This window comes from Pseudomonas sp. GL-R-19 (genome assembly GCF_019956375.1).
GTDB lineage: Bacteria > Pseudomonadota > Gammaproteobacteria > Pseudomonadales > Pseudomonadaceae > Aquipseudomonas.
In genome coordinates this window covers 21,999-31,651 of sequence record NZ_JAHBDJ010000049.1, presented here as the reverse complement: position 1 = coordinate 31,651, position 9,653 = coordinate 21,999, and the positions used below count along the sequence as shown (strand labels likewise).

Sequence of the window (9,653 nt, the reverse complement as noted above, 5' to 3'; positions counted from 1 at the left end):
ACGCAAGGTCGACGTGTCGAATCAGACTGCACGCGTTATCGTTGACGTCCATCGCGAGCAGGCTCGCTCCTACAGGGGATCAATTTCAGGCTTGAGGAATCAGACTCTCCCGACAATCGAGCACCAGCCGTGCGCCGCCCAGTTCGCTGGTGCCCACCTCCAGGGTAAACCCGTGCAGGCTGACAATCGCCGCGACGATGGACAGCCCCAGCCCGAAGCCGCTCTTTTGATTGCCCGCCTCGGCACGGTAGAAACGCTGGAACACCGCTTCACGTTCCGCCTCGGGAATGCCCGGGCCGGAGTCGAGCACTTCGATCCGCGTGTGCCCGCCAGCATTGATCCCGCGCAAGATCACCGCGCCACCGGGCGGAGTGAATTTGATCGAGTTGCTGAGCAGGTTCGCCACGGCTTCGAACAGCAGTGCGCGGTCGCCATTGAGGGGGGGCAATGACGCGGGCAGGTGCAGTTGGAACACCAGGCCGTCGTCTTCCGCCAGGGGCAGATAGAACTCATGCAGCTCTTGCAACAGCGACACCGGGTCCAGTTGCACGAAACCGGAACGACGCTGGCGATCTTCCAGTTCGGAAATCCGCAACAAGCCACGGAAACGCGCCATCAACGTGTCGGCCTCGGCCAGCACCAGGTCCAGTTGCATGGCCTGCGGCGAGCCTTCGCCGGCTTGCTGCTGCATGCGGTAAAGCTGCGCGCGCAGACGGGTCAGGGGCGTGCGCAGGTCATGGGCAATGTTGTCGCACACACCCTTGACCTCGTTCATCAAGCGCTCTATGCGTTCGAGCATGGCGTTGACGATGGCGGCGAGCATGTCCAGTTCGTCACGCCGGTTGGACAGTGGCAAACGCCGGCTCAGGTCGCCAGCGACGATGGCTTCGGCACTGGCCTGGATCCCGCGAATGCGTCGTAACGGCCGGCGCCGCAGCAGATACCAGCCGACGATGCCCGGCACGATGGTCAGGGTCACACCCCAGAACAGGGCGTGAAGGATGATCCGGGTGACGGCGAACAGCGAGCCGTTGTCGCGAACCAGAATCAGCCACCAACCATCGCGGGTCTGGGTCGCCACGGCGTCGCAGCTGTCGTTGGGCAGGGTCGGGTCGTCGGACTCGGCGCAGTCGCTGAGCGTGTGGATCTTGCCATCGAGCGGCAAGCCGTCCGGAATGTAGCGCAGGGCGCCGCTGAGGTAACGCTGCCGGGCATCGAACAGGCCGTAGGCGTCGATGCCACGGATATCGAAGGTCATGCTGACGGCGAGGGCGTCCACCAGTTGTTCGCCCGAGAAGCGCGAAAACAGGTGCTGGCGTTGCATCAGCGAATGCTTGGCCAGGTTGTCCAGGTAAGCGGAAACCTCGTAGTACATGACCCCCATGAGGATCCCGCTCCAGATCACGAACAGCGAACTGTAGAGCGCCAGCAGACGGCTGCTGGAAGAGCGCCAGCCTTTAGACGGGTTCGGCAATGACATAACCCGAGCCTCGCACAGTCCGAATCAGTGGGACATTGCCAGGCGGGTCGATCTTCTTGCGCAGACGGCCGATGTGGACGTCGATCAGATTGGTGCCGGGGTCGAAGTGGTAACCCCAGACTTCTTCGAAAATCATCATCCGCGAGAGGATTTGCCCGGTATTGCGCATCAGGAATTCCAGCAGTTTGTATTCGGTGGGCAACAGCGTCAGTAGTTGACCGTCGCGGCTGGCTTCGTGGCTGATCAGGTTCAGCTCCAGATCCGCCACCCGCAGCGTGGTGGCCTGGGCGGTCACGGTGTTCTGCCGACGCAACAGGACTTCGACCCGGGCGGCCATTTCATCGGTGGCGAAGGGTTTGGTCAGGTAGTCGTCGCCGCCGGCGCGCAAGCCGCGCACGCGCTCATCGACGTCGGACAGTGCGCTGATCATCAGGATCGGCGTGGCCACGCCCATGGTCCGCAGCGTGGTGACGATCGCCAGGCCATCGAGCTCGGGCAGCATGCGGTCGAGGGTGATCAGGTCATAGTTGCCGCTGACCGCACGCTCGAGCCCTTCGCGACCATTGTCGACCCAGTCGACGTCGAGGCCGTGGCTACTCAGTTCGGCGACAATTTCCCGGGCGGTCACGGCGTCGTCTTCGATGGTCAAGATGCGGGTCATAGGGCTGGCCTGATAAGCAGTTCAATACGAAGTAGCAAGCATTTTGCCAAGAATTGTCCGCGACTTAATAAATTAACTTTCATCTGACTGGGGTCGCAGTTCGCAACATTGATATCATTGGGCCACAACTTCAGTAGGGGGCTGCATTGTGCGCAACTCGATCCGCTATCGCTGGATGCCGATTTGTCTGTTGTTGTTCAGTGTTTTCATTTCATCGGCCTGGGCTGGCAATACACCCTGCTCCGGCAAGAAGGGTGGAATCGATCGATGCGACGGCGATTTGTTCCTGTGTAATGACGGCTCCATCAGCGGGTCGAAAAAAAGTTGCTCGGCAATGTTCGGCGGTCAGACCCAGGCGCGTCCACAAGCGTTTATTCAGGACACACAGGGCTGCTCCTGTGGCACCGGCTCGTTTTGTACCGGGCCCAGAGGTGGCGTTTACTGCCTGACCCCCAGTGGCAATAAAAGCTATAAGCGCAAATAACCCATGCATAAAATCCGTCGGAGCAACCTCCCACAATGGCATGAGGTCGAGCATAAATTCCACGTACGACGCAGACTACTGTGGGAGCGAGCCTGCTCCGGGCGGCGTTCCGACGATAGCGGCAGATCAGGCAAAACGAATCGGTCAGTCAATCGGTGTACTGATAAACACTTCAAGCCCTTCGGCATACGCAGTGAACGCAGCAACCCGCGGAAACTGCGCCGCACTCACCTGATCCGGCACTACCAGATTGGTAAAGCTCCAGGCTACGGCGAGGGTAATGCCATCCTGCTCAAGCGAACCGTCAGTCTTCAGCGACTGTTTTTCCAGCTCCCGCTCCAGCGCCGTATAGGCCGCCGTAAGCTGTCCTTCGACCCGCTGCACCCAGGGTTCGAATTGAATCTCCGCCGGCCGCAAGTTGCGCTCGTAGTAAAGCTGCACGGATTTTTCGCTGGCGGCCAGCGCCAGGCCGATCAGGCGCAACGCGCGCAGACGCCGGCCCGGTTCGACGGGCATCAGGCTGTTATCGGTCAGGGTTTCCAGGTAGTCGATGATCAGCGTCGAATCCATCAACACCTCACCGTCATCCAGCACCAGCGTGGGCGCCTTGACCACCGGGTTGATCTGCTGGAATTGTTCGAAGTGGCGGAACACCGAGACCGATTGATGTTCCAGGGTGATTCCCAGGCATTTGGCAGAAATGGCGGCGCGCCTTACATAGGGCGAATCCAGCATACCGATCAGCTTCATGGTCCTTTCCTTTATATGGCCATTTCGGGAGGGACAACCTTAGCTGAGGTTCGCAGCCCTGCAAATGACTGTGAATAATGCCCGGTGCAGGCCGTTTGTCATCTATATACAGCCGCTCGGTTGAATTTCTTGCTATAAACGCACTCCGATTACCACCTCAAAGCCTGCGGTAGAGCATTTTCCGGGCTTTGTCGGACAAATTCGCTGTCTTTTCAGTTGCTGAGGCCTCAAGTCGGCCGTAGACTGCCGCCCCTCGTAAATTGAGTGCCGGGTGGCGCTTGGAACAAACGGCGCCTTTCCGATGACCTGCCCAGGTCTGCCGGAACGCTCCCTAATTCGCCTTAATGCACGTTTTTTTTATAGAGATATCAATGACAAAGGACAAGTTGCTGGCCATGCCGGCGGATGACTACATGAATGCCGAGCAACATGCTTTTTTCTCCGAGCTGTTGCAGAACATGAAAGTCGAAACCCATGAGCGCATCGAACAGAACCGCATCGCCATCGAAAGCCTGGACACCCCGGCCGATCCGGCAGACGCGGCTTCGGTCGAAGAAGAGCGCACCTGGCTGGTGAACGCGATCGATCGCGACCAGCGCATGCTGCCTCAGTTGGAACAAGCCCTTGAGCGCATCAAGGAAGACAGCTTTGGCTGGTGCGACGACAGCGGCGAGGCGATTGGCCTCAAGCGCCTGCTGATCAGCCCGACCACCAAGTACTGCATCGAAGCTCAGGAACGTCACGAGCAAATCGACAAGCACCAGCGTCAGGCCTGATTCTGCAAGGCAGTCCATCAAGATGGACTGCCTTTGAAAAGATCGCAGCCTGCGGCAGCTCCTACGCAATTGAAGTAGGGCGCTGTTGCAGGCTGCGATCTTCGTTTTCTGCCGTCTTCGATTTCCCGGTTGTTCTCTTGATCTGCTGCAACGCTCACGACTAAAGGCTCATGGATAATGGCTTTATAGTGGCGTTTAATGCGAAGACAACAATTAGAAGCTTTCCGGGGTAACGATGATGACGAGAGACGGGTCTCTGGTTGCGGCAGTGCCTGCACCAGTGCTGTTGCCGAAAAACCGCTGGCTGACACCGACGCTGCAAAGCATCGCCCTGATGCTGTTGTTAAGTGGCATGACGCTGGGCGGATGGTCGCTCTACCTTGGGCTGCCCCTGGCCGTATTGATTGTCTGGCTGCCTCGCCTGCGTTCGCGCGCGACCCCGGTGGCTGCTTCCTCCGACAACCCCGATGCCATCAGCGAGTTGACTCGCGATCTTTCCTACACCACCAGCCATAACGCGCTGTCAGCCGCCGGTGTGGCGTTCTCGGTTCGGCAACTGGCGGACAAACTGCAATCGCAGCTCGCGGCGGCGGCACAGATCGTCAGCAACGCCGAGGTCATGATCACCACCGAACAGGCCACCTCGACGCTCAGTCGCCAGGCGCTCAGTGCTGCCAGCGAGGCTCATCAAAGTGGCGCGGTGGGGCGTACGCAACTGATCGAGTCCATTGCGCGCATGCATCAGCTCAGCCAGCGCGCCAGCAACAGCCGTGAACTGATCGAAGCCTTGAGCCTGCGCAGCGATGATATCCAGCGCGTGACCCTGGTGATTCAGTCCATCGCCAGCCAGACCAACCTGTTGGCGTTGAACGCAGCGATAGAAGCGGCGCGGGCGGGGGAGCACGGTCGCGGGTTTGCAGTGGTGGCCGACGAGGTGCGTGGGCTCGCCGCACGCACGGCGACTGCCACGGGCGAAGTGGGCGAAATGGTGGCCGACATCCAGCAACGCACCGCGCAGGTGGTGGAGCAGATCCGCCAACTGTCCAGCGACCTCGATACCGGCGTCGAGCAGGTCGAACAGACGGGGCAGCACCTGGAGAACATTGCCCGTCTGGCGGCGAGTGTCGAGTCCCAGGTCGGGGAAATCGCCCAGGGGGCAGACACCAACCGTGAACAACTCGACAGCCTGTTCCACGCCATTGAACAGATGCGCAGCGACCTGGCGGTCAGCGACCAGCAGACTCAACGCCTGGCCCATGCGGCAGTGCAAATGGAGGGGCAGGCCGAAACCATCAGCGAGCGTCTTGCCGAGGTGGGGCTGGATGACTATCACCAGCGGATCTATGACCTGGCGCGGGAAGGCGCTACGCAGATTGCCGCGCGATTCGAGGCGGATATCGATGCCGGTCGAATCAGTCTCGACGATCTGTTCGACCGCAATTACCAGACTATTCCCAATACCAGCCCGGCCAAGTACCAGACGCGTTTCGACCGCTACACCGATCAGGTGTTGCCAACGATCCAGGAGCCGTTGTTAGCGCGTCACGAAGGATTGGTGTTCGCCATCGCCTGCACCCAGCAGGGTTATGTGCCGACCCATAACAAGGCGTTCAGCCAGCCGTTGACGGGGGACGCGCAGGTCGATGCCTTGCAGAACCGGACCAAACGCAAGTTCGCTGACCGCACCGGGATCCGCTGTGGCAGCCATCAGAAGGCCGTGTTGCTGCAAACCTATACGCGCGACACCGGCGAGTTGATGCACGATCTCTCGGTGCCGATCATGCTCAAGGGCCGGCATTGGGGTGGTTTGCGCCTGGGCTACAAACCGGAAAAGCCGCGTTAGAAACCCCGGGCTGTCGGGCGACTGTTGCAATTTCTGCAATTAACCTGTGCAGGGTTTTACTGTTTCCTCGCCGGAAAATTAATTAGCATGCCTATTAATTAGGTTGCTAATTAAGTCGGGAGGGTCAGCATGCAAGGCAAAGTTGATGTCGCGGTCATGATTGGCAGCGGAGTACCTGCCAATCTGCGTCGTCGCGCACCGCCAACCCGACAATCAGGCTTTCAGCGCGCCTGCATCGACCGCCGCCTTCAACTCCCTGGCCGATTCCTGGGCCGCAATGGCGGCGACATCCGGGGTTTTGAACCAGCGATCTTTTTCGACCTGGTAATACGTCACGGTCTTTAGCGGTGGTTTGGCTCGCATGACAATCACGGCCTGGAATTCACCGTCGATTTCTCTGGCTTCCCCCCGGATAAAAAACTCGCCGATATCAAATTCCGTCACGTTGCAGACTTCCCCTGGAAATACAATGTTGTTGTCAACGCAACCCGATTTTTTGCGGATCCGTTTTATTGGGCTGGCAGTATGGCAGTAGTTGCCCGTCGACGGCTGAGATAAGTCGGCGGGCAGACGAAACGTCGATAGCGATGAGTGCGGCGGGCATGTCAACAATGTGATTCAAGAAACCGGGCGAGGGCACAGGCTTCATTATGATCCGCTCGGAAACCTCTTACGCAGCCTGTCGAAATATCCTTGATATGAAAGAAGGCAATGCCTGCCATCACCACCTGAAATCGCGGGCGGGCCGGGACATCGTGAAGCGGTTCGTGGTGGCGAAACCGTATCGGGTGCGGGATCGGCGCTGTTTCTGAGTCAGGCGCCAAGGGATAAGCAAAGTGAGTCAGCGTGCACATATGAAGTCCTTTTCATGGTTTTATCGACGTATGTACGTCGTTTTGGCTAGTCTCCAAGAGCATCGCTGCTCTAGAATCACCCTCACTGGCGGGGAATCGATGTTTATCTAAAGCAATTTTTTGCGGACGATATGTAGGAAAAGATTTTTTCTTGATGAGATTTTTCCCCGAAGTTGATAGTCCATAATTTTCTGGCAGCAGGAAGGGTGTTTTCCTTCAGCCTGTGACGAACGCCGGGCAGGACGACACGAGTGACGTTCCAGTAGTCTTCTCAAGCTTCGTGATGAGTGAGCGCACTGCTCATTCAGGATTTCAATCCGGGTTCTTTGGCGACACCTTCGGCATTGCCGCTTTTTTGGCTGTGCGTTTATTTCTCGCGTACGGCACCATTTTTCAGATGTGGGGATGTTTCCTTGGCAGTAAGTAATCTCGATATGCATGCTTTGTTCGTACTGGGTGATTTGCGCGCAAAGCTGGTCAAGCTGTTTCAGTCACGTTTCGTTTACATCACCGAACAGAACGCTGAAGGCATCTACATTGCCGAAATCGACACCGAATCAGCCCTGGTGGTGGATGACAAGCCGGGACTCAAACTCAAGGTCGGCGATCATTTCAGCGCGTCCGTGCTGCCCAGTCGTGAAGGCGGCAAGCTGGACATCAAGTTCCGCGACATCAAACTGACGGTTTACGGAATTGGCGATTACGCTTTCGTGACCACGGCCGACGGTCAGGGGATAGTGTTCAAGGAAGGTCACAGCGTGGTGATGGTGTTTGCCGCCCATCAACAGCTGCAGGAAGGCCTGACCAAGACCCTCAAAGCCGTGACCGCCAAAGCGGCCAAGTGGCGCAAGGGCGAGCTGGTGACCTTCAAGGCCAGCGAGTGATGACCCTGACCCGCGCCGATTTCCACGAACAGAACCTGGCCAGCGCTCAAGACGAAGCGCGGCGGCTGTTCGGGCAGAAGGTCATTCTGCAAGGAGCCTGGCTGAATTGGGTGGCGTCACAGCTTTACCAACTGCAACCGGCGGCATACGCCAGCATGGTCAGGCGCGAGCTGATGCGTTTGCAGCAAACCTGCGAAAACTGATCCACGCACCTCGAAAGCAGGAACCTCTACTACAGTCATTGGACTGAGTATTCAGAGGCTTTGCGGTCTACTGCCAGGCCATCCTGCTATTGCTGTGAACAGCACGAGGTGCAAAAGCATGAACGGATTTCGACGGTTGCTGGCTGCTGTCCTGGCCGCTTTCGGTTTACTGGCGACACCCGCCCCGGTGTTTGCCGCCCAGGCGCCGATCCACTTCGCCGACCTGAACTGGGAAAGCGGCAGCCTGATTACCGATGTCCTGCGCATCATTGTCGAGAAGGGCTACGGGCTGCCGACCGACACCTTGCCGGGCACCACCATCACCCTGGAAACCGCGCTGGCCAACAATGACATCCAGGTCATTGGCGAAGAGTGGGCCGGTCGCAGCCCGGTCTGGGTCAAAGCGGAAGCCGAAGGCAAAGTCGTCAGCCTCGGCGACACGGTCAAGGGCGCTACCGAAGGCTGGTGGGTGCCGGAATATGTGATCAAGGGCGACCCGGCCAAGGGCATCAAGCCGCTGGCGCCGGACCTGCGCAGCGTCAGCGACCTGCCGCGTTACAAAGACGTGTTCAAGGACCCGGAAGCCCCGACCAAGGGGCGTTTCCTCAACAGCCCCATCGGTTGGACCTCGGAAGTGGTCAACAAGCAGAAGCTCAAGGCGTATGGGCTGGACGACAGCTACGTGAACTTCCGTAGCGGTTCGGGTGCGGCACTGGATGCCGAGATCAGTTCGTCCATTCATCGTGGCAAGCCGGTATTGTTTTACTACTGGTCGCCCACGCCGTTGCTCGGCCGCTTCAAGCTGATTCAACTCGAAGAGCCACCGTTCGACGCGCAAGCCTGGAAGACCTTGACCGACGCCGATAACCCCAACCCACAGCCGACCCGTTCCCTGGCCTCCAAACTGTCCATCGGTGTGTCCACACCCTTCCAGAAGCAGTATCCGCAGATTGCCGAGTTCTTCGCCAAGGTCGACTTTCCGATCGACCCGCTGAACAAAGCGCTGGCCGAGATGAGCGAGAAACATACACCGCCGCGTCAGGCGGCGCAGGCGTTCATGAAGGCTCATCCGGACGTCTGGCGGGCCTGGCTGCCCAAGGAGGTGGCGGATAAAGTCTCCGCCGCCCTGTAGGCGCTGCCGCAGGCTGCGATCTTTTGATCTTGTCTAAAAAAAGCAAAATCAAAAGATCGCAGCCTGCGCAAGCTCCTACAATGTTCTGTTCATATCCCTTTCAAGGACCTTTGAACCATGACCTTGCTGTTGGCTCAATGGCTGGTGACGATCTTTGCAATGATCAGTCTGGTACATGTGTATTGGGCGTTGGGTGGTGAGTGGGCGGCGGTGGCGGCGATCCCGCAAGTGCCGCAGGTGGGCAGCGCGCAACTGCGACCGGCGTTCAAGCCACGAGGCTGGATCACGCTGGTGGTGGCCGCGCTGTTGCTGTTGATTGCCGCGCTGGTGTGCTTGCGGGTGGGTTGGTGGCTGCCACCCTTGCATCACTGGTCGTTGCAGTGGGTGATCAGCGCGATTGCGATTTTGCTGTTTGCCCGGGCGATTGGCGATTCGGAGCTGGTGGGTTTTTTCAAAGAGGTCAAAGGCTCGAAATTTGCCCGGCTGGATACCTGGGTTTACTCGCCGTTGTGCGTGGTGCTGGGGGCGGGGTTGTTGGCGGTGGCCTGGATTTGATTTGCCTGCCCAATGGCTTTCGCGAGCAGGC

Annotated in this window: 12 protein-coding genes; 7 read left to right on the top strand and 5 right to left on the bottom strand. The window is 58.6% G+C overall.

Going from position 1 to position 9,653, the window contains the following annotated elements; genetic code table 11:
- Positions 1-85 precede the first annotated feature (85 nt).
- A complete protein-coding gene (locus KGA83_RS22890) occupies positions 86-1,480 on the bottom strand; it encodes a sensor histidine kinase (protein ID WP_108217950.1) in 1,395 nt (464 codons plus the stop codon).
- Positions 1,458-2,141 carry a response regulator transcription factor gene (locus KGA83_RS22885; protein WP_020796732.1) on the bottom strand — a complete coding sequence of 228 codons (684 nt, stop codon included), beginning with the start codon at positions 2,139-2,141 and terminating at the stop codon, positions 1,458-1,460. The genes KGA83_RS22890 and KGA83_RS22885 overlap by 23 nt, the downstream gene beginning before the upstream one ends.
- Before the next feature lie 175 nt (positions 2,142-2,316).
- On the opposite strand from KGA83_RS22885, the gene KGA83_RS22880 reads away from it, so the two are divergent.
- Positions 2,317-2,625 (top strand): hypothetical protein, encoded by a 309-nt coding sequence (locus tag KGA83_RS22880; RefSeq protein WP_223530988.1) that lies wholly within the window; start codon positions 2,317-2,319, stop codon positions 2,623-2,625.
- Between the two features lie 144 nt (positions 2,626-2,769).
- Here the strand turns inward: KGA83_RS22880 and KGA83_RS22875 are convergent, their stop codons facing one another.
- Positions 2,770-3,375, bottom strand: coding sequence for a glutathione S-transferase N-terminal domain-containing protein (locus KGA83_RS22875; protein ID WP_108217951.1), 606 nt, complete (start codon positions 3,373-3,375; stop codon positions 2,770-2,772).
- A 371-nt stretch (positions 3,376-3,746) separates the two neighbouring features.
- Between KGA83_RS22875 and KGA83_RS22870 the strand changes: the two genes are divergently transcribed.
- Complete coding sequence (locus tag KGA83_RS22870) at positions 3,747-4,151, top strand: TraR/DksA family transcriptional regulator (protein WP_007907888.1); 405 nt, start codon at positions 3,747-3,749, stop codon at positions 4,149-4,151.
- 235 nt (positions 4,152-4,386) lie between these two features.
- Positions 4,387-5,994, top strand: a complete 1,608-nt coding sequence (locus KGA83_RS22865) for a methyl-accepting chemotaxis protein (RefSeq protein WP_411741920.1) — start codon at positions 4,387-4,389, stop codon at positions 5,992-5,994.
- A gap of 213 nt (positions 5,995-6,207) precedes the next feature.
- Here the strand turns inward: KGA83_RS22865 and KGA83_RS22860 are convergent, their stop codons facing one another.
- Both KGA83_RS22860 and KGA83_RS22855 read right to left on the bottom strand, forming a co-directional pair.
- Complete coding sequence (locus tag KGA83_RS22860; RefSeq protein WP_108217952.1) at positions 6,208-6,438, bottom strand: hypothetical protein; 231 nt, start codon at positions 6,436-6,438, stop codon at positions 6,208-6,210.
- A 161-nt stretch (positions 6,439-6,599) separates the two neighbouring features.
- Positions 6,600-6,848, bottom strand: coding sequence for a hypothetical protein (locus KGA83_RS22855; protein WP_108217953.1), 249 nt, complete (start codon positions 6,846-6,848; stop codon positions 6,600-6,602).
- A 434-nt stretch (positions 6,849-7,282) separates the two neighbouring features.
- On the opposite strand from KGA83_RS22855, the gene KGA83_RS22850 reads away from it, so the two are divergent.
- From KGA83_RS22850 to KGA83_RS22835, 4 genes are all read left to right on the top strand, one after another.
- Positions 7,283-7,732, top strand: coding sequence for a hypothetical protein (locus KGA83_RS22850; protein WP_177413236.1), 450 nt, complete (start codon positions 7,283-7,285; stop codon positions 7,730-7,732).
- The gene (locus KGA83_RS22845) at positions 7,732-7,935 is read left to right on the top strand and encodes a hypothetical protein (RefSeq protein ID WP_223530986.1); all 204 of its coding nucleotides are present in this window, start codon (positions 7,732-7,734) and stop codon (positions 7,933-7,935) included. Before KGA83_RS22850 ends, KGA83_RS22845 begins: the two co-directional genes overlap by 1 nt.
- A 118-nt stretch (positions 7,936-8,053) precedes the next feature.
- Positions 8,054-9,067: an ABC transporter substrate-binding protein gene (locus KGA83_RS22840; protein ID WP_108217957.1), complete on the top strand. Its 1,014-nt coding sequence runs from the start codon at positions 8,054-8,056 to the stop codon at positions 9,065-9,067.
- A 117-nt stretch (positions 9,068-9,184) separates the two neighbouring features.
- The gene (locus tag KGA83_RS22835; protein ID WP_223530985.1) at positions 9,185-9,622 is read left to right on the top strand and encodes a DUF3995 domain-containing protein; all 438 of its coding nucleotides are present in this window, start codon (positions 9,185-9,187) and stop codon (positions 9,620-9,622) included.
- Positions 9,623-9,653 lie beyond the last annotated feature (31 nt).

Bases quoted from the DNA above. Each gene is read 5' to 3' on its own strand.
- KGA83_RS22865 (WP_411741920.1), top strand. From the start codon at position 4,387: ATGATGACGAGAGACGGGTCTCTGGTTGCGGCAGTGCCTGCACCAGTG.
- KGA83_RS22885 (WP_020796732.1), bottom strand. From the start codon at position 2,141: ATGACCCGCATCTTGACCATCGAAGACGACGCCGTGACCGCCCGGGAA.
- KGA83_RS22875 (WP_108217951.1), bottom strand. From the start codon at position 3,375: ATGAAGCTGATCGGTATGCTGGATTCGCCCTATGTAAGGCGCGCCGCC.
- KGA83_RS22890 (WP_108217950.1), bottom strand. From the start codon at position 1,480: ATGTCATTGCCGAACCCGTCTAAAGGCTGGCGCTCTTCCAGCAGCCGT.
- KGA83_RS22845 (WP_223530986.1), top strand. From the start codon at position 7,732: ATGACCCTGACCCGCGCCGATTTCCACGAACAGAACCTGGCCAGCGCT.
- KGA83_RS22840 (WP_108217957.1), top strand. From the start codon at position 8,054: ATGAACGGATTTCGACGGTTGCTGGCTGCTGTCCTGGCCGCTTTCGGT.
- KGA83_RS22880 (WP_223530988.1), top strand. From the start codon at position 2,317: ATGCCGATTTGTCTGTTGTTGTTCAGTGTTTTCATTTCATCGGCCTGG.
- KGA83_RS22855 (WP_108217953.1), bottom strand. From the start codon at position 6,848: ATGTGCACGCTGACTCACTTTGCTTATCCCTTGGCGCCTGACTCAGAA.
- KGA83_RS22835 (WP_223530985.1), top strand. From the start codon at position 9,185: ATGACCTTGCTGTTGGCTCAATGGCTGGTGACGATCTTTGCAATGATC.
- KGA83_RS22870 (WP_007907888.1), top strand. From the start codon at position 3,747: ATGACAAAGGACAAGTTGCTGGCCATGCCGGCGGATGACTACATGAAT.
- KGA83_RS22850 (WP_177413236.1), top strand. From the start codon at position 7,283: ATGCATGCTTTGTTCGTACTGGGTGATTTGCGCGCAAAGCTGGTCAAG.